Genomic DNA, 18,397 nt, shown 5'->3' with positions numbered 1-18,397 from the left:
GAGCGGGGCACCGTCATAGGTTGCTGGAATCGGCGGTGCGCGATGAGGACGGTGACCTTGGCGCCTGTGGTCGTTGTGGGAGCCGGGCTGGCTGGTCTGTCCGCGGCGATGCGGCTGGAGCGGGAGCCGGTCGTGCTGGTGGAGCGGGACGAGGCGGTCGGCGGGAAGGCGCGGAGCAGAAACCGGGACGGGTACACCTTCGACGTCACCGGGCACTGGCTTCACCTGCGGGACGAACGGCTCAGGGAGCTGGTGTTCGGGCTTCTCGGCGGGGAGAACCTGGTCTGGTTGGAACGTCGTTCGACGGTGCGGCTCTATGGAAGGACCATCAACTACCCGTTCCAGGCGAACATCCACGGACTGCCCTGGCCGGCCCGGTTGCGCTGCCTGGCCGACTTCGCTCTGGCGCGCCTTCGGAAGCGGAGGGAGAGCCCCTCGGAGATGCGCTTCGAGGACTTCGTCGTCGGACGGTTCGGGCGGGGTATGGCCCGGCATTTCTTCCTGCCCTACTACTCCAAGAAGTTCCGGGGAATCTCCCTGGACGACCTGCGCACCGAATGGTTGAAGGACTACTTCCCGATGCCGACGACCGCGCAGGTGCTGGGCGGCGCCCTCGGCGTCCGCCAGGACCGCGTCGGCTACAACGCCCGTTTCCTCTACCCGGCCGAGGGGGGCATCGGTGTCCTGCCCGCGGCGATGCTCGCGGCCTGCCGGAACCGTGACGGCTTCTCCCTTCGGCTCGGGACCTCGCTGCAGGAGGTCGACCTCGCCGGGAAGCGCCTGCGGTTGAGCGGGTCGCCGGAATGGTTCGACTGGCGGGTGATCGTCTCCACGATCGCGCTACCCGAACTGCTCGACCGGATCCCCGGCCTCCCGCCGCACATCGCCGAGGCGCGCGGGGCACTGCGGTCCAGCGCGATGCGCTATGCGAACATCGCGCTGCGAGCTCCCTCGCCGATGGTCGAGCACTGGGTCTACACGCCGGAACCGGGAATCCCGTTCTACCGGATGGGCGTCTACACCAACGCGGCCGCGGCGATGGCCCCGCCCGGCGGCGCGAGCCTCTGGGTGGAGATCGCGGATCAGGCGGGACCGGTCGACGACTCGGACATCCTCGATGCCCTGGTGAGGATCGGCGCTGTCAGGTCGGCCGCCGACCTGCTGTTCATGGAGCATCACAAGGTCGACCATGCCTATGTGGTCTTCGACAAGGCCAGGGAGCGAGCGGTCGAGACGATCCTCCCTTGGCTCGCCGAAGCGGGAATCCACTCGTGCGGACGGTATGGGAGATGGACCTACGGGTCGATGGGAGACGCCATTCTCGACGGATTCTCCGTCGCCGACCTGGTAGCCGAGAGCAGCTGAGACGGGGAACGGATGTTCTACGACACCACGGCGCACGAACTCCTCTCCTACCGTCCGGCGACGCCCGTGCCGGCGGACCTGAGCGACTTCTGGCGCGAGACCCTCGACGAGACCGCCCGTTTCCCCTTGGACGTCACGGTGGAGCGCGTCACCGAGACGCCTCTTCGAGGCGCCGAAGTGTACGACGTCGGTTTCGCGGGCTTCGGCGGCCATCCGATCAGGGCGTGGTACCTGCTGCCGCGCGAGCCCCGCAGGGACGCCGCGACGATCATCGAGTTCATCGGCTACGGGGGCGGGCGGGGGCTCCACCACGAGCTGCTCTTCTGGTCCGCCGCCGGATACCCGCACCTGATCATGGACACCCGCGGGCAGGGCAGCTCCTGGCGGGTCGGCGACACCCCTGATCCGGGGTCGTCCGGAGGGCCCCAGGTGCCGGGCTTCCTCACCGACGGGCTCACCGCCCGGGAGGACTACTACTACCGGCGGCTGTTCACCGACGCCGTACGGGCCGTCGACGCTGCCAGGGAGCTGCCGTCCGCAGATCCCGCGCGGCTGGTCACCACCGGCACCAGCCAAGGGGGAGCACTGTCGCTGGTCGCGGCTTCCCTTCATCCCGGGGTCGCGGCGGCGATGCCTAACGTCCCGTTCCTCTGCGACATCCGCGCCTCCTGCCGGGCCGCGGTGACGGGCCCGTACCCGGAGCTCGTCAAGTGGTGCAGGACTCACCGGAGCCTCGCCGACCGGGCGTTCGCCACGCTGGCCTACTTCGACGTGGCCTGCCTCGTGCCCGCCGCGCAGTGCCCCGCTCACTTCGGTGTGGCGCTCATGGACGAGACGTGCCCGCCGCAGGGGGTGTACGGCTGTTTCAACGTCTACGGAGGGCCGAAGGAGATCACGGTGTACGCCTGGAACGGCCACGAGAGCGGCGAGGCCCACCACCTGGAGAACCAGCACCGCTGGCTGACGCGGGAGGCGGGCATTGGCTGATCAAGAGGAGGAGGTCCTCGCGGAGCGGGAGGTCTTCCGCGGCCGCAGGCTGACGGTGGTCGAGCGGGACATCAGGGTGGCCCCGGACCGTGTCGTCACCTGGGAGGTCCTGAAGAAGGACGACAGCGTCGCGGTCGTCGCCCTCGACGAGGAGGGCCGGGTCCATCTCGTCGAGGAGTACTTCGGGGCGATCGACGGGCGCGAGCTCTGCCTGCCCAAGGGACGGATCGATCCAGGTGAGAGCCCACTGGAGGCCGCCGGCCGGGAGTTGCGCGAGGAACTCGGGCTGCGCGGCGACCTCACCCCGCTCTGCACGCTCAGCCTGAGCCCCGGCTACCTGTCGCAGCGGACCCATGTCTTCCTGGCGACCGGGCTGACGCCCGATCCGTTGGACGGCGATGAGGAGCACAGCCTGAAACCCGCGACGCTGCTCCTTGACGACGCCGTCCGCCTGTGCGGCGACGGAGTGATCCGCGAGGCGCGGACCGTCGCCGCGCTCCTCCTGGCCGTCCGTTCGGCCCAGCCGTCGTGACGGGCTGCCGGCGGGTGGTCGTCCTCCCCGACAAGTTCCGCGGCACGTTGACCGCTGGAACCGTGGCGTCCGCGGTGACCCGCGCACTGGTCCGGCTTGATCCGTCCCTCGACATCCTGGCGATGCCGCTGAGCGATGGCGGCCAGGGGACGCTGGACGTCCTGGCCGCGCACCGGAACGCGCGCCTCCGTCGGGCGCGGGTCACCGGCCCCTACGGCGGCACGGTGGAGGCGGCCTGGGCGGAACTGCCCGACGGCACCGCGGTCGTCGAGGCCGCCGAGGCGTGCGGGTGGGCACGTGCGGGCGCCCGGCCGGACCCGATGAGGTCGACCACACGGGGGGTGGGCGAACTCGTCGCCCTGGCAGTGGCCGCGGGCCATGAGCGGATCATCGTGACGATCGGCGACACGGTGACCCTGGACGGCGGGCTCGGTGCGGTGGAGGCGCTGTCCTGGACGGCTGTCCGAGCGGACCTGCGGGTCGCGGGCGACGTGGAGATCGGCTTCGCCGATGCCACGCGGTACTTCGCCCGGCAGAAGGGGGCGACCGAAGCGGACGTCCCCCGGCTGGAGGCACGGATGCGACGGCTCCGCGAACGCTACAGGGAGCGGACCGGCCGGGACGTTCAGACGGTGCGGTGCGGTGGTTCCGGAGGCGGTCTGGCCGGGGCACTCGCCGCCCTCGGGGCGCGGTGCGCGCCTGGCTTCACGGTCATGAACGAGCTCCTGGACCTGGCGGGCCCGCTGGCCCGCGCCGACCTCGTCATCACGGGCGAGGGCCGTTTCGACCGGACCAGCCTGCTCGGCAAGGGGACCTACCGGCTGCTGACCGCCGTCGGGGGGACGGCCCGGAGCGGCCTGATCGCGGGTTCCGTGGATCCGGCGATAGGCGGAGTCCTGGGCCCCGGCACGGTCGTCGTCCCGTTCACCGATTACCGGGCGACCGCCTCCGAAGCGATCCGCGATGCGGAGGCGATTCTGGAAACGGCCGCCGCGGACCTCGCGAACGCCCTCCTCAAGCCCGGTGGCCGGCGATGACCGAACCGGAACTCTTCGTCGGGCCGGGCGAGTCGGACGCCGTCGGTGCGATCCTTGCCCGCCACCGGGTGCGACGGCCGCTGCTGATCGCGACGGACCGCGCCCTGCGGTCGATCCATGCCGACCGCGCCCTGGAGGGCCTGGAGTGGCGCGCATTCTCGGCCTTCACCCCGAACCCGCTGCTCGACCATGTCGTCGAGGGATGCCGGGTCCGGGACGCCTGGCGGCCCGACGCGATCGTCGGGGTCGGCGGCGGGAGTGCGATGGACGTCGCCAAGGCCGTCCGGCTGCTTCCCGCGGACCCCTCGCTCGCCTTGGCCGCGCTGACGGGGGCGGACGACCGGTTCGCCGCCGACGGGCTGCCCTTGTTCCTGGTCGCCACCACTGCGGGCAGTGGCAGTGAGGTGACCGGATTCGCCACGATCTTCCACGCGGGACGCAAGTATTCCCTGGATCACTCCCGGGTCCGCGCGGACGTCGCGATCGTCGACCCGTGCCTGACGGCGTCGTGCCCACCCGAAGTGGTCAGCAGCGGACTGTTCGACGCGGTGTGCCACGGCGTGGAGTCCCACTGGAGCAGGCGGGCCACCGACGCGTCCCGTCGCCTGGCGAGGGAGGCCCTGACGCTCCTGGTCCCGCATCTCGGCGCTCGCGTGCAGGACCCGCCGCTGGAAGTCCGCGAACGCCTCGCTGCCGGGGCCCTGGCCGCCGGGCGGGCCATCGCGATGACGCGGACCACCGCCGCCCACGCGTTCGCCTACGCCCTGACCATCCGTTACGGAATCCCTCATGGAGTGGCCTGCATGCTCAACCTGCGCTGGCTCGCCGACTACAACCTGGCGCGCTCGAAGGGCCCCGCTCGTGTCACCGTCGAGGACTCCGTGCTCCTGCTCGGATCCGTCACGGGGAGGACGGGCGACCTGATCGCCGAGCGGTTGCGGCGACATGCCTGGCCCGCGGAGCTCGGCGGCTACGGGGTCGCCGCGAAGGACCTGGCCGGTCTGGTGCGGGCCGGGATGGAGGTGGGGGACCGCGCCGGGAACAACCCCGTCGACCTCGAAGCCGGCTCCGTCCAGGAGGCATTGGAGGCCGTCCTGTGAACGACAGCTCGGTGGACGAGCGGGGCTACCGGCTCCGGGCGGCGGCGCTCCTGCGGAGCGCGGCCAATGACCTGAAGCGAGACGACGAAGCAGCGGCCGCCGACCTCGGCATCACAGCGGCCGAGTTCGCCTCCTATGCCGGGGGCGGAGCGGAGATCCCGGCGGAGGTGCTGCGCCGTGCCGCAGCCGTCTGGCCGGTCAACGAAAGCGACCTGATGCCCTGGCGCGACGACTGCCCGGACGGCGCGGTCGTCCACCGGCTGACGGACGCCATCGCCTCGGCGAGGGTGCTGCGGCGCGGCGGCATCGCCTACTACGAGTACCGGGACACCGCGATGTCACGGGTGGCCTCGTTCCGGCCGGAGTGGATCAGGATGCTCTCGGTCGTCGACGACGACGATCCCGCGCACCCGGGAGTCCGGTGGAACAGAGGGCACCTCCTCTACCAGTTCACCTATTTCGTCGGGCCGGTCAACTACTACGTGCGCGAGCCGGAAGGCGACCGGGTGCTGCGCATGAACACCGGCGACTCGGTCTGGGGAGTCCCGTTCTCGCCGCACACGTTCACCTGCCGGGAGGAGGGCGCCGACGCGCATATCCTGGCGCTCACCTACGGCGCCGAACTGGTCGGCGACGCCCAGCGGGAGCTGGCGGCACTCGGCTCCGGGACCGCCGCGAGCTTCGTGCGCCGGCCCGAGGAGCCCGCCTCCGCGGCGATCCTCCGGGACTTCCTGGACGGCTGCGCCCTGCCCGCCGACCGGTTCGCAGGTCTCGCGGGGATTCCGGAGGACCGGGTCGCCGACCTGCTCACCGGAGACGTGCCGCCCACGGCGGAGGAGCTGGCGCGAATGGCGAAGGCGCTGCGCGTCAGTCCCCGCGACCTGCTGCCGGTCGTCAGCGACATGGCCGGTTCGATCCGTCACTGCCGGGCGGGTGAGGCGAGGCAGTGGTCCTACCCTTCGCCGGGACCCGCCGCCTACCGGATCAGAGAGCTCGCCGGAAGCAGCCTCCACCCCCACACCCGGGCACTGGAGATCCTCCCGGTGACCGGTTCCGCCGACGTGGCGCTCCGCACCTACCAGCACCAGTACGTCTACAACGTGGGAGCCGCTCCCGCGGACCTTCGCTGGAGCTTCGACGGCAGGTCCTTCGAAGATCGTCTGGAACCGGGCGACTCGGCCTACTTCAAGCCCTTCGCGAGTGTCGCCTTCGCCGCCGCCTCCTCCGCCGGATGCCGCCTGCTCAGCCTGCGCATCGGCGGCCGGGTCACTCCGGAGAGCCGGACCGCGTTGGGATCGATGGCGCCGGGGGGCCTGCCCCGCTTCCTCCGGGAGACCGGCCGTTGGTACTAGGGGCCGCCGGCGGTGTGTCGCCGGGCGCGGCCAGCTCGCGGCCCTGTGTCTCGAACCTGCGCTGACGCTCCGTCATCTCCCGGACGTGCTGGAGGTCGAAGACGTCCTGGAGCGAGGCCATGGTCTGCTCGACATTGCCGGTGGTGCCGTCCTCGATGATCCGTGCGAAGGTGCGCCGCATCGCCGAGATGGAGCAGCGCAGTCCGTGGTTGGCGTAGATGACCATGCCGAAGCCGCGCTCGGCCAGCTCGGCGGCGATGACCTGGTGGTAGGTGGTAGGTATCACGATGACGGGGAGGTCCCCGCGGTACCGCTCCCGGAACGCGAACACCTCGTCGGGCTCCGGCTCCTTGGAGTGGATGAGCAGGGCGTCGGCCCCCGCCCGCTCATAGACTCCGGCTCGGCGGAGGGCCTCGTCCAAGCCGCGGCCCGAGATCAGCGCCTCGATCCTGGCCACGACCATGAGGTCGCGGCTCCGGCGCGACTCGACCGCCGCCCGGATCTTGGCGGCGAAGTCCGCGGCCGAGGCAAGCGCGTGGTCGCCCGCCACGAAACTGTTCAGTTTGGGGAACAGCTTGTCCTCGATGCAGACGCCCGCCACGCCGCGCGCCTCGAACGCTCGCACCATGTAGGCGACGTTGCTCGGGTTGCCGTATCCCGAGTTGCAGTCCGCGAGAACCGGGATCGCGACCGCCTCCGCCATCTCCGCGGCGGCCTCCAGGAACCGCGGCATGGTGAGGATGTCGGCGTCGGGCACTCCCGCGACGGCCGAGATCTCCAGTCCGCTCGACCAGACGACGTCGAACCCGGCCTCCTCCACGAGACGGGCACTGAGCGCGCTGTGCGCCCCGGTGGCCCGCAGGAGCCGGCCGCTCTCCAGGGCCGCCCGCAGACCCACCGTCACGGCAGGACCCCGATCTCCGACCTGAAAGCGGCCACGATCTCCTGCGGTGACCGGGACACCCGGCCGCCGGGCCCACCGCTCCGGGGCCGGCACCGGAGATGGAGAAGGAAAGGTGTGGCGTGCACTTTCACCTCGCCGAAGGACTCGGGAGAGTCGGCTGCGGCCGCGCCCGCGTAGCCGCATCCGAGGGCGACGGCCGCGAGGTCGTCCGGCAGGACCGTCCGCTGGCCGCCGGTGCTCTCGTGGCAGGAGTTGTCGAGGACGACGTGCACGAGGTCCGGGGCCAGCCCGCCCGTCATCGGCAGGCAGCCGAGGTTCATGGCCAGCGAGCCGTCGCCGTCGAGGACCACGACCGTCCGCCCAGGTTCGGCCAGCGCCACACCCAGGGCGAAGGGGGCGGCGATGCCCATGGAGCCCACCATGTAGAAGTTGGCCGGACGGTCTCCGAGGCCGAACAGGTCGCGCGAGATGAAGCCGCAGGTGGAGACGTACAGCGCGGCCGGGAACCGGTCGAGGACCAGGCCGATCGCCTCGCGCGTCCCGAGCACGGTCAGATCCCCTCGCGCACGACGAGCACCGAGGTCGTCTCCACCAGGCGTGCGAGCCACGTGTCGACCGACCGGCGGACATCGGACACGTCGAGGACGTTCCAGGCGAGGCCGAAGAGGTCCAGAAGCCGGGGGAGCTCCCGGCCGATCACCCGGTGCTCGACGGCGTCGTCCGGGTCGGACCCGCGCCAGCTGACCACCAGCGGAAGCCGCACCTCGTAGACGAGATTGAACGAGGTGAGCACGTTCAGCCCATTCGCCAGTCCGGAATTCTGCATCAGCACCACGGCTTTGCGGCCGGCGACCGCCAATCCCGATGCGACCCCCAGCGCGGTGTCCTCACGCGGCGCCGGAAAATGCCGAATTCGTCCGCTCGGCCCAGGGTTTTCAACGATCTTGAATATCCCTTTGAGCATCGAACGGGGAACCCCCGTGAAATCGGCGTACCCGCGATCTGTGAGTTCCCGTATCAATTCCTCCGCCGCCGGCATTCGTTCTCCTTCCCGGCGCCGGAACAGCGCTGCCTCACCATGCTAGACACCATTGGACCGGCATTTCGTCGCTCTGGTGTCCGCTACCGGTCAGCGGAACCGGCGTTCAGGTCATGTCGCTTCGACACCGAGGTAACGCGAACGCTCTTCTGGCGTCAGTTCCCTGGACACCCGCTCGGCGGCTTGGGCGAGGAGGTCTTCGGGACGGAGAGGCCACCAGCGGACCCAACCGTCGGACGCCCCGGTGACCACGGTCCCGTCGGGGGCGAAGACGACACCGGTGACCTCGGCGGGGTGGGGGAGACGGCATCGCTCGTTCCCGGTGTCCGCATCCCAGACGCGGACGACCGCGTCATCCCCGACGGTGGCGAACAGCCGACCGTCCGGACTGAAGACGGCGCGGCTCACCCAGCTCTCGGGATCGACCTCGGCGCGGACCTCGCCGGTCTCGGCGTCGAAGACGCGGGTGCGCCCCGCGCGGCCGATCGCGGCCAGCGACGTGAACCCGTGCAGCGCGCCCCCGCCCCACCAGTCGTCCCGGGCGAAGGAACGGTGCTCCAGTACGGTGCCGTCGCGGGCGGCGAGAGTGAGGACGCCGGAGTCGTCGAGGGCGGCGACGCGCGCACCGTCGGCGGAGAAGGCCACGGCGCCCGCGCCGTCGCCCAGTTCCGCCCGCGCAGGGGCGCCGCCGGCCGAGGGCAGCAGGAGGACGGCCGGGATGTCGCCGACGGCGGCGAGGGTCCGGCCGTCCGGAGCGAACGCCAGCGCGCGTACCTCTTCCGCACCGGTCGGCAGGACCGGTGCGGGATCTCCGGCAGGCAGGGCCCAGCGCCGGACCTCGCCGCCTTCGCCGGCGCCCGCGAGAGTCAGGCCGTCGGGGGAGACGGCCAGGACGCGGGGAGACGTCCCGGTGGCGAGCGCCGCGGTACCGGTGCGCCCGTCCGCGCTCCACAGTCGGATCGCCCCCTCGGTGGAGGCCGCGAGCCGTTCGCCCCCCATCGCCAGCGCCGCGACCGGTCCGCCCGCGCTCTGGTGGCGCTGCTCGGCATGCGCGGTCGTCGACCAGAGGGCGCCCTCGTCGTCCTGGCTGGCCGACGCGCCCCATTCGCCGCCGGGGCTGACCGCCACGGCCCGGACGGCCTTCTGGTGGCACATCCGCAGGAGTTCGGCGCCTCCGGTGCTCCACACCCGTGCGGTGCCGTCGTCGGAACCGGTGAACAGCCGGGGGGACACCGGATCGAAGACCACGGCGCGCACCGCGCCGCCGTGCCGCAGCCGGACGAGTTCCGCGCCGGTCGCCGTGTCCCAAATCCGGGCGTGGCCGTCGTCGCAGGCGGTGGCCGCGAGCCGTACGTCGGCGGAGAACGCGACGGCCGTCACCGGGCCGTCGTGCCGCAGGACATGACGGATCCCGTCGACGTTCCAGAGCACCGCCGTGCCGTCGTCGCTCGCGCTCGCGGCCAGCCCGCCGGGCCCGAACACCGCGTCGCGGACGGGCTCTCCGTGCGCGTGGCGGGCGAGTTCGGTCCAGTCGGCCGTGTTCCAGATCCGGGCGATGCGGTCGGCTCCGCCGGTCACCATGAGGGAGCCGTCGCCGTTGAACGCGACGCTGCGCACCCATCCGTCCAGCGGAATGCTGACGAGCGGGGTGTCACGGCCGTCCCAGACGCGCACCAGACCGTCGTCGCTGCCGCTCGCCAGCAGCGCGCCGCCGGGGTGGTAGGCGAGCGCGGCGACCCAGCCGCCGTGCACGAGCTCGCCGAGCAGGCTCCCGTCGTCGAGGGACCACAGCCGCGCCCCGCCGTTCTCGCTTCCGGTGACCAGGCGGGTTCCGTCGGGGCTGAACGCGACGGCGCGCAGCCAGCCGCCGCTGCGGTGCCGCAGGCGGTGGAGCTCCTCGCCGGTCCGCACGTCCCAGACGCGGGCCGCCGCGTCATCGCCCGCCGTCACGAGCAGGGAGCCGTCGGGGGAGAACCGGGCGACCTGGACGTCGGCCTCATGCGGGAGCCGGACCGCTTTCGTGGGCAGCAGCGCCAGCCCGCGCCGCAGTGCGAGATCGGCCTCGAACGACGGCGACCGCCGTAGCGCCTCGGCGGCCAGCAACACGCTGAGCGGCAGCGCGTTGGGCCGTTCGCCGCGGACCAGTTCGGAGTGGGCGACGAGCTGCCGCGAGAGGGCCTCGGCGTAGAGCCTGCGGTAGCGTGCGTCCTCCTGTTCCTGACGCTCCCTGCTGAGCCGGACGAACTCGTGCTCCTCGACGGTGATCTCGGCGTCGCGCTCCGCCAGCCAGGTCTCGGCCTCCGCGAGCAGCGGACCGCGCAGCAGGACGCTTTGGTCCTCGCCGAACGCCCGCCACACGCGGATCTGCTCGCGGACCCGTTCCTGCCAGATCCGGAAGGTGCGGTCCAGGGCGACCCACTCGCGGAGCCGGGGCCAGCCGGTGATGAGGGCCTCGTGAACCAGTTCGACGGTCTGCTCGCCGGACGGGTCGGCGCCGGTCACCACCAGCCGGTCGTCGGCGAGCCGGCGGGCGATCGGCCAGTCGCCGGGCCTCAGCTCGGTCCTGCTCGCGAGCCGGCGGGTGTCGGGTGTGCCTTCTCCGGGAGTGACCAGCTGGAGCAGCACCTGCCTCACCTGGAGCCGCTCGGCCTCGGGGTAGTGGCCCAGGACCTGCTCGGCGTGGTGGGTCAGCGCACCCTCGACCCCGCCGATCGCCTCGTAGGCGTCGTGGCCGATGGTCAGGCGGTGCTGCCGCTCCCACAGCAGGGACAGCGTGAACTCCAGCAGCGGCAGCCGTCCCGGCCGCCCGCCGACGTCCTCGAGGATCCGGTGGACGAGACCCGGTTCGAACACGGCCCGGCGCAGCGCCGCGGGCCGCTCGACCGCCTCGCGCAGCCCGGCGGCCGACAGCGGGCCGACCGGCTCGATCGCGCCGGTGAGCGCCTCGGCGAACGCCCGGTCGCCCAGGGCCTGGTTGAGGAAGTCGGCACGCATCGTCAGCACCAGCCGCACGTCCGGTTCGTCGGCGAGGCCGAGGAGGTCGGTGACGAACCGGCGGGGCTTGTCGGGGTCGCGGTGGTGGGTGTACAGCTCCTCGAACTGGTCCCCGACGATCAGCAGCCGGCCGCCCTCGCCGGTGACGCGCCTGGCGACCATGCCGAGCCCGCCGCGCTCCAGCAGCTCGGTCATCCGCGGGGTCTCCAGCAACAGGTCGAACTCCGACGAGTCGGGCTGCAGCAGCCGCAGCAGTTCTCTGGCCAATTCCTCATAGGGCTGCTTACGCGGCCGGAACACCGCGAACGACCAGGATCCCTCCTCCTCGAGAGCGGGGATGAGCCCGGCCTGGACGACCGACGACTTGCCTCCCCCGGACGGCCCGATGACCGCTGTCAGCGGTTTCGCCGCGACCGCGCTCTTCAACCGCGCGACGTCCTCGTTCCGGCCGAAGAACACTTCGGCGTCGCTCCGCCGGAACGCCGCGAGGCCCTTGTAGGGGGTGGGGGCGATGGTCCTTTCTTCCAGGACCTCGGGCCAGGACGCCACGAGGGTCTCGGTGGTCAGCGCGTAGGCGACGCGGTCGGTGTCCTGTCGGTCCGCCGCGACGACCATGCCTGCCACACCCTGGAGTTCGTCCACCCAGACGGGAGCTCCGCTGTAACCGCGCTGCACCCTGCGTCCGGTCTGGCGCTCGTGCTCCAGTTGCAGCCAGGAGGTGGCCTGGACGCCGGCGAAGACCCCGTCGGCCCAGTCGCCGCCCGGACGCCCGCCGGGGAACCCGAAGGTCCGGAACGCCAGTCCATAGGGCTGCGCGGTGGAGACCAGCAGGGCGGGCTCGGTGCCCGCGGGCGGGTCGGCGTCGAGGAGCAGGCCCGCGATGTCCCCTTCGCCGTCCGGCCCGACCGGCACCCAGTGGACGATGCGCGCGGTCAGCCGGGGCCCGTGGCTCGCCAGGGGGAAATCGAGTTCGACGACGCCCTCGGGGAGGGGCGCTCCGGTGTCCTCGATGCCGAGCGCGCCCGCGACGACATGCGCGCAGGTGAGCACGTGCCGCTCGCGGACGAGGAGTCCCGCGCCGACGATCGTTCCCGCCGGGGACCAGATCCGTGCGACGCTCCCGTGGAGGGTCCCGCTCACTCCGAGGAGTCCGCCGGAGGCCCGGCCGCGGGGGCGTCCGTCCAGCGCAGCGCGACCTTGAGGTTGGCCTCGGCGTTGGTGTTGGCGATGACGACACCCGCCGACGTCCCGACCTTGATCGCGAACTCGACGGTGATCTCCGAGGGCGGCGACACGGAGTTCCGCATCGTGGCCCCGACCTGCTCGGCGGCGGTCTTCAGCCGCTGGAGCGCCGATTCGAACGACTCCCCGGCGAGCGCGGCCACGTCACGGATACGGCCCGCGCGGACGATGTCGCCCTCGTCCTCGGGGGCGCGCTGGACGATGAGCGAGACCCCGTCCTGCAAGGGAACCTCGACGTAGTCGGTCACGGGGTCAGCCTGCCTTTCGGGCGCCGCGGTCCGCAACAGGTTCCAGGATCCTGGCGATCGCGGACACATGGTCGGTGTCGAGAAGGCCGTAGTGACTGGTGGGCAGGGACAGGACACGGACCGAGCCCGTGGTGCGCGCACGCCACAGCTCGGGTTCGTCCATCCGGCGCGCAGGCAGGACGGGATAGTCCTGGGTGGCCTGCACCAGCACGAGGTCGATGTCCAGGCGGGGGCCGCGGAACCGGTATCCGCGGCGGGCGCGGGCATTGGCGAGCAGCGACTCGACCAGCGACTCGGGGACGGGGCCCGGCGAGGTCGCGGCGAGGATCGCGCGTGCTTCGGCCTCGGTCAGGTCCTCGGTCTCGTCGCGCGGCGAGGTGTCGAGCAGGGCGAGGGTCCGGACGCCGCCACGCGCGCCGCCGAGCAGCCGGGCCATCTCGACGGCGATCAGCCCGCCGAACGACCAGCCTGCCAGGTCGAGCGGGCCCCGCGGATGACGCCGCCGGGCCTCCCGCGCGTACCGGCCGGCGAGCTCGGCCACCGTGCCGGGCGGTGCCCCGTGCGACTGGAATCCGAGGACCGTACGGCTCGGTGGCAGCCCGGCCAGCAGGTGCCGGTAGCAGAGCAGATCGCCCGACAGGGGATGGATGAGTACCAGTGGCGCCCCCTCGCCGTCCCGGAGAGGGACGGCGTGCCGGGCACCGTCCGCGAGGCCGCGGCCTTCGGCGAGCGCGGCGACGGTCGCCGAGGCCAGGAGGTCGGCCGGGGCCACCCGCGCGCCGAGATGTTCCGTGAGCCGTTCCGCCAGCACGATCGCCGCCAGGGAATCGCCGCCGAGGGCGAAGAAGTCGACGTCGGCGGGGACGGGAGCGGCGGAGCCGAGCGCTTCGGCCCACAGCCCGGCGATGCTCCGTTCGAGCGCGGTCGCGGGCGGGCGTCCCGGCGGCCGGCTCAGCGCGGAGTCCGGGGAGGGGGTGAGCGCCGCCCGGTCGACCTTGCCGTTGGGGGTCCGAGGCAGGGCCGGGAGCTGGTGGTACGAGCTGGGAATCATGGGGCCGGGCAGCAGGGCCCGCAGGTGGGCCCGGAGCGCGGCGGCGTCCAGGGCGCCCGCACCGGTGAGGTAGGCGGCCAGTTCGGCGCCGTCGGCTGTCACCGCCGCGTCGTGGACGCCGGGGACCGACCGCAGCGCCTCCTCGACCTCGCCGGGATCCACCCGGACGCCGTGGCGCTTCAGCAAGGCGTCGGTGCGGCGGAGGAAGGCGATCTCGCCGTCCGGCAGGACGCGAACGCGGTCGCCGGTGCGGTAGCGGAGCGCGCCGTCCGGCCCGGCCACGAACCGCGACGCCGACGTGGCGGAGTCGCCCAGATAGCCGCGGGCCACGCCGGTGCCCCCGAGGTACAGTTCGCCGGGCACTCCCGGGGCGACCGGCCGCAGGAACCGGTCCAGGATGACGCCGTCGAGGTTCGGGATGAGGCGTCCTGCGGGCACGTCGCCGGTCCCGTCCTCGCCTGGGGCGACGGGACGGAAGGTCGCGGTCATCGTCGTCTCGGTCGGCCCGTACTGGTTGACGAAGACCGCGCCGGGGCCGAGCGCGCTCCGGGCGCGGCGCAGGTCGGCCCAGCGTAGAGGTTCACCGCTGACGAGGACCAGCCGCAGCGCGGAGTGGTCGCGTGCCCAGTGCCCCCCGGCCGCGCGCGCGAGCTCGGTGAGCAGAGTCGGCACCACGCTCAGCAGGCAGGTGACGCGGTGCCGGGCCAGGGCGTCGAGGATCGACGCGGGGTCGGCGGACGTCCGGGAATCGGTGAGCACGAGGGTGGCGCCGGCGGCGAGCGGCGCGAAGGTGTCGCGGATCGCGGAGTCGAACGCGAACGACGGCAGTTGCAGAACGACGTCGTCCGCGCCGAGGCCGTACTGCTCCACGACGTAGGACAGGTAGTTCACCACTCCGGCGTGCGTGGCCATGACGCCTTTCGGGGGCCCGCTCGAACCCGACGTCCGCACGACGTACGCCAGATCCGCGCCGCGGACATCGGCGTCCGGGCCGCCCGTGGCCGGGCCCTCCCGCTCCAGATCGGCGAGGACGCCGGGCGTGATGACGAGCCGGACGCCCGCATGCTCGAGCATTCGGCGGGTCCGCTCGGGCGGGTGGTCCGGATCGACGCCGAGGAACGCCCCGCCCGCCCGCCACACCGCGAGCGCGGCGACCACCAGCTCGGGTCCGCGGTCGAGACGGATCGCGACGACCGTGCCGCGGCCGACTCCGCGGTGGCGCAACCGCATCGCGAGCCGCGACGAGCGCTGGTCCAGTTCGCCGTAGCCGATCGGCCGGCCCGTACCGAGCAGGGCGGTGCCGCCGGTGGCGGCGACGAGGCGGTGGGCTCCATGGTCGGGGCGGGCTCGGACGGGACCCGCGAGGGGCGGTCCCGGGGGCAGCGGCACTCTGGGCAGCGGCACGTCCGGGGCGGCGGCCGCGGCGGTCAGCAGGTCCCGGCAGGTCCCCAGGAGACGCCGGGCGGTCTCCTCGCCGAAGACGTCGGTCGCGTACTCCAGGGACAGCTCGATCGGGCCGCCGCGCTCGGTCGCGTAGAGGGTGACGTCGAACTTGGCGGTGCCGTTGTGAAGCGGAGCCGGGACCGTCCGGAGGCCGTCGAGCCGGTCCAGCTCCACCGGCTCGTCCTCCATCACGAACGACGCCTGGTAGACGGGGTTGCGCGCGGCGTCGCGGGGAAGGGCGAGCGCCCGCACGATGGCATCGAACGGCACGTCGGAATACCGGTGCGCGGTCAGGAACTGCCGGCGGACCCGCGCGGCGAGGGCGCGAAGTCCCTCGTGGCCGGCAAGGCCGATCCGCAGTGGCAGCGTCTGGGCGAAGAGCCCGACGACGGACTGGAGTTCTGCCCTGTCGCGGCCGCTGACCGGGACCCCGATCACCAGGTCGTCCTGTTCGGTCCAGCGCTGGAGCGCTGCGGCGAACCCCGCTAGCAGGGCCGAGAAGGCGGTCCCTTCCCCGAGCCGCCGCAGTGCCGCGCAGAGCCCCCGGTCGAGGGTCAGGCGCAGCAGCGCACCGTTCCCCGTCGCGACGGGCGGCCGCGACCGGTCGGCGGGCAGGTCGAGGACCGGCAGCGGAAGGGCGAGCCGTTCCGTCCAGAACCGCAGCCCCTCCGGCGACGGGCCGGGCGGCCGGGCGAGCGCGCACGCCGCGTCCGCCGCCCCGATGGCGGCCCGGACGGGCGGGGGAGCCAGGCCGAGCCGATGGGCCCGGTAGAGGGCGGAGAGGTCGGCGACGAGCAGCCGCAGCGACCATCCGTCCGCGAGGAGGTGGTGGGCGACCAGGATCAGGTGCGTCCGGCCACCCGTGAACAGTTCCGCGCGGATGGGCGGGACCTCGTCGGGGAATGTCCGGCGTGCGGCCTCCCGGAGTTGCGCGCCGAGGTCGGAGGCCGCGGAGACCTCCAGCGGCACGGCACCGCGTGCGGCGACGATCTGCCGGACCTCGCCGTCCTCGACCGCGAACGACGTGCGCAGCGCCTGATGGCGGCCTGCGAGGTCGGCCAGGGCCCTGCGCAGCGCCTCGACGTCGAGGTCGCCGACCAGTTCGGCCGCGATGTACACGTGGTAGCCGGGGCCGCGGCCGAGCAACCGGTCGGCCAGCCACACCCTCCTCTGGGCGGGCAGCAGCGGAACGGGCGCGCCGGGGGCGCGGGGCCCGATCGCCGGGTCTCCGGCTCCGCGTAACAGCCGTTCCACCAGCTCCCGCCGGGCGGCCGACGAGAACTCGCCGGACGTCATGGTTCCGCGATGCGAGAGGCGACGTCGGCGTCGCTCATCGCGGCCACCGCGGCATGGACCGCGGCCTCGACGACCGGTGCGAACCGGGCGATCGTCGGATGGTCGAACAGCTCCTGCAAGGGGATGTCCACGGTGAACGCCGACCGGACATGCGCCATCAGCCGGGTCGCGTGAACCGAGGCGCCGCCGATGAGGAAGAAGTCGTCGTCGACGCCGACGCGGGAGACTCCGAGCGATTCGGCCCACAGCTCGGCCAGTGCCTGCTCCAGGGGAGTGGAGGGCGGTCGGTAGGCGGCCGCCGCGGAGCGCGCCGACCAGTCGGGCGGGGGCAGCGACTTCCGGTCGGTCTTGCCGCTGGAGGTCTTGGGCATCTCCGCGACCGGGACGAACAGCGAGGGGATCGTGTAGGGCGGCAGCTCGCGCGACAGGAAGGCGACGAACTCCTCGCGCGGCGCGGGCGCCGGCCCCGCGACGTAGGCGACGAGGCAGGGCTCACCGAGCGGGTCCCTGGCCAGGACGACCGCCGCGTTGACCACGGAAGGGTGGCGGACCAGGGCGTTCTCGATCTCGCTCAGCTCGACGCGGATGCCCCGTAGTTTGACCTGGCGGTCATGGCGGCCGAGGAACATCAGCGCCCCGTCGTCGCGCCGCAGGCCGCGGTCGCCCGTCCGGTAGAGACGCTCGCCCGTGCCGAAGGGGCTCGCCACGAAACGCTCGGCCGTCCGGACGGGGTCGCCGAGGTAGCAGCGGGCCAGGCCCGAACCGCCGATGTACAGCTCGCCGGGCCGGCCCGGAGGGCACGGGCGGAGCAGATCGTCCAGGACGTGCACCTCGGCACCGTCGATGACCGTGCCGATCGGAACCGGCCCCTCCTCGTCCTCGGGGCCACAGGTGTGCGCGGTCGAATCGATCGAGGTCTCGGTCAGCCCCCACAGGTTCCGCAGCACGCAGTCCGGCCCGAACGCCCGCCGGAACCGCCGCACCAGCTCCGGCTGGAGCGGTTCGCCCGCGGACACGACCAGGCGGACCGATTCCAAGCCGGGACCATGCGGCAGGTCGAGGAACTCGGCGAGCCAGCTCGGGACGAACTGGAGCACGGCGACGCGGTGCCGGGCGGTCGCCGCGCGGATCGCCGCCGGATCGCGGTGCAGACCCGGCGGGAGCATCACGACGGTGCCGCCCGCGATCAGCGGCCAGAACACCTCGACGGCCGCGTCGTCAAAGGTCAGCGTGGTCTTCTGTAGCACCCGCTCACCCGGCCGCAGGTCGTGTGCGTCCTGCATCCAGCGCATCCGGCCGACCCAGCCCCGGTGGACGCTGGCCACCGCCTTGGGCGGGCCGGTCGAACCCGAGGTGTGGTAGACCGAGACCAGCCCGTCCTCCCGGATCCGCACATCCGGCCGGGCCGGGGCCAGGCCGGACAGGTCGGGGAGGGGCAGGGCGCCCGGCAGGTCCGACGGCCCGTCGCACAGGCACACCGCACTTCCCGCGCGTTGCAGCAGGTCCGCGTTGCGGGCGGTGGGAGCGTCGAGGTCGAGCGGCAGGTAGGCGGCGCCCGCCTTGAGCACTCCGAGCAGGACCGCGACCAGTGCGGCGGACCGGTCCATGCCGACCCCCACGACCCCGTCGGGGCGGACGCCTCTGTCGAGGAGGAACCGGGCCACGCGATTGGCCCGGTCGTCGAGTTCGCGGTAGGTGAGCGCCTCGGTGTCGGTCAGGACCGCGACGCCGTCGGGATCCCGGTCCACCTGGTCTTCGATGAGCCTGTGCAGCAGAGCCATCGGCCCCCCTTCAGCGGGCTCCGCTC

General features: G+C 72.8%; 13 protein-coding genes. 6 read left to right on the top strand and 7 right to left on the bottom strand.

Features of this window, described 5'->3' with window-relative positions; genetic code table 11:
- The first annotated feature begins 66 nt into the window (after positions 1-66).
- The 6 genes from amrb99_RS17850 to amrb99_RS17825 are packed head-to-tail and all read left to right on the top strand — an operon-like array spanning position 67 to position 6,373.
- Positions 67-1,365 (top strand): FAD-dependent oxidoreductase, encoded by a 1,299-nt coding sequence (locus amrb99_RS17850; protein WP_190857112.1) that lies wholly within the window; start codon positions 67-69, stop codon positions 1,363-1,365.
- A 12-nt stretch (positions 1,366-1,377) separates the two neighbouring features.
- Entirely contained in the window at positions 1,378-2,352 is a 975-nt protein-coding gene (locus amrb99_RS17845) for an acetylxylan esterase (protein ID WP_190857111.1), read from the top strand.
- On the top strand, positions 2,345-2,884 hold the full coding sequence (locus amrb99_RS17840; protein ID WP_190857110.1) for an NUDIX domain-containing protein: 540 nt from the start codon (positions 2,345-2,347) through the stop codon (positions 2,882-2,884). Before amrb99_RS17845 ends, amrb99_RS17840 begins: the two co-directional genes overlap by 8 nt.
- Complete coding sequence (locus amrb99_RS17835; RefSeq protein WP_347256724.1) at positions 2,806-3,921, top strand: glycerate kinase; 1,116 nt, start codon at positions 2,806-2,808, stop codon at positions 3,919-3,921. The genes amrb99_RS17840 and amrb99_RS17835 overlap by 79 nt, the downstream gene beginning before the upstream one ends.
- Positions 3,918-5,021 (top strand): phosphonoacetaldehyde reductase, encoded by a 1,104-nt coding sequence (locus amrb99_RS17830; RefSeq protein WP_190857108.1) that lies wholly within the window; start codon positions 3,918-3,920, stop codon positions 5,019-5,021. Before amrb99_RS17835 ends, amrb99_RS17830 begins: the two co-directional genes overlap by 4 nt.
- Complete coding sequence (locus amrb99_RS17825) at positions 5,018-6,373, top strand: XRE family transcriptional regulator (protein ID WP_194736937.1); 1,356 nt, start codon at positions 5,018-5,020, stop codon at positions 6,371-6,373. Before amrb99_RS17830 ends, amrb99_RS17825 begins: the two co-directional genes overlap by 4 nt.
- Here amrb99_RS17825 and amrb99_RS17820 read toward each other — a convergent pair.
- The 7 genes from amrb99_RS17820 to amrb99_RS17790 all read right to left on the bottom strand — a co-directional run bounded on the left by amrb99_RS17820 (position 6,288) and on the right by amrb99_RS17790 (position 18,371).
- A complete protein-coding gene (locus amrb99_RS17820; protein ID WP_190857265.1) occupies positions 6,288-7,277 on the bottom strand; it encodes an isocitrate lyase/phosphoenolpyruvate mutase family protein in 990 nt (329 codons plus the stop codon). The genes amrb99_RS17825 and amrb99_RS17820 overlap by 86 nt on opposite strands.
- A complete protein-coding gene (locus amrb99_RS17815; RefSeq protein ID WP_206699985.1) occupies positions 7,274-7,825 on the bottom strand; it encodes a thiamine pyrophosphate-dependent enzyme in 552 nt (183 codons plus the stop codon). The genes amrb99_RS17820 and amrb99_RS17815 overlap by 4 nt, the downstream gene beginning before the upstream one ends.
- Before the next feature lie 2 nt (positions 7,826-7,827).
- Positions 7,828-8,316 (bottom strand): thiamine pyrophosphate-binding protein, encoded by a 489-nt coding sequence (locus tag amrb99_RS17810; protein ID WP_190857107.1) that lies wholly within the window; start codon positions 8,314-8,316, stop codon positions 7,828-7,830.
- A 111-nt stretch (positions 8,317-8,427) separates the two neighbouring features.
- The gene (locus amrb99_RS17805; protein ID WP_190857106.1) at positions 8,428-12,450 is read right to left on the bottom strand and encodes a trypsin-like peptidase domain-containing protein; all 4,023 of its coding nucleotides are present in this window, start codon (positions 12,448-12,450) and stop codon (positions 8,428-8,430) included.
- On the bottom strand, positions 12,447-12,800 hold the full coding sequence (locus tag amrb99_RS17800; protein ID WP_190857105.1) for a CU044_2847 family protein: 354 nt from the start codon (positions 12,798-12,800) through the stop codon (positions 12,447-12,449). Before amrb99_RS17800 ends, amrb99_RS17805 begins: the two co-directional genes overlap by 4 nt.
- A 4-nt stretch (positions 12,801-12,804) precedes the next feature.
- A complete protein-coding gene (locus amrb99_RS17795) occupies positions 12,805-16,590 on the bottom strand; it encodes a non-ribosomal peptide synthetase (protein WP_190857104.1) in 3,786 nt (1,261 codons plus the stop codon).
- The gene (locus tag amrb99_RS17790; RefSeq protein WP_190857103.1) at positions 16,587-18,371 is read right to left on the bottom strand and encodes a non-ribosomal peptide synthetase; all 1,785 of its coding nucleotides are present in this window, start codon (positions 18,369-18,371) and stop codon (positions 16,587-16,589) included. Before amrb99_RS17790 ends, amrb99_RS17795 begins: the two co-directional genes overlap by 4 nt.
- Positions 18,372-18,397 lie beyond the last annotated feature (26 nt).

It is taken from the genome of Actinomadura sp. RB99 (genome assembly GCF_014706005.1).
Lineage (GTDB): Bacteria > Actinomycetota > Actinomycetes > Streptosporangiales > Streptosporangiaceae > Spirillospora.
This window is presented reverse-complemented; position numbering and strand designations above follow the sequence as displayed.

What these genes read in the sequence shown, in the direction of transcription:
- amrb99_RS17845 (WP_190857111.1), top strand. Translation starts at nt 1,378, where the DNA reads ATGTTCTACGACACCACGGCGCACGAACTCCTCTCCTACCGTCCGGCG.
- amrb99_RS17830 (WP_190857108.1), top strand. Translation starts at nt 3,918, where the DNA reads ATGACCGAACCGGAACTCTTCGTCGGGCCGGGCGAGTCGGACGCCGTC.
- amrb99_RS17810 (WP_190857107.1), bottom strand. Translation starts at nt 8,316, where the DNA reads ATGCCGGCGGCGGAGGAATTGATACGGGAACTCACAGATCGCGGGTAC.
- amrb99_RS17795 (WP_190857104.1), bottom strand. Translation starts at nt 16,590, where the DNA reads ATGACGTCCGGCGAGTTCTCGTCGGCCGCCCGGCGGGAGCTGGTGGAA.
- amrb99_RS17790 (WP_190857103.1), bottom strand. Translation starts at nt 18,371, where the DNA reads ATGGCTCTGCTGCACAGGCTCATCGAAGACCAGGTGGACCGGGATCCC.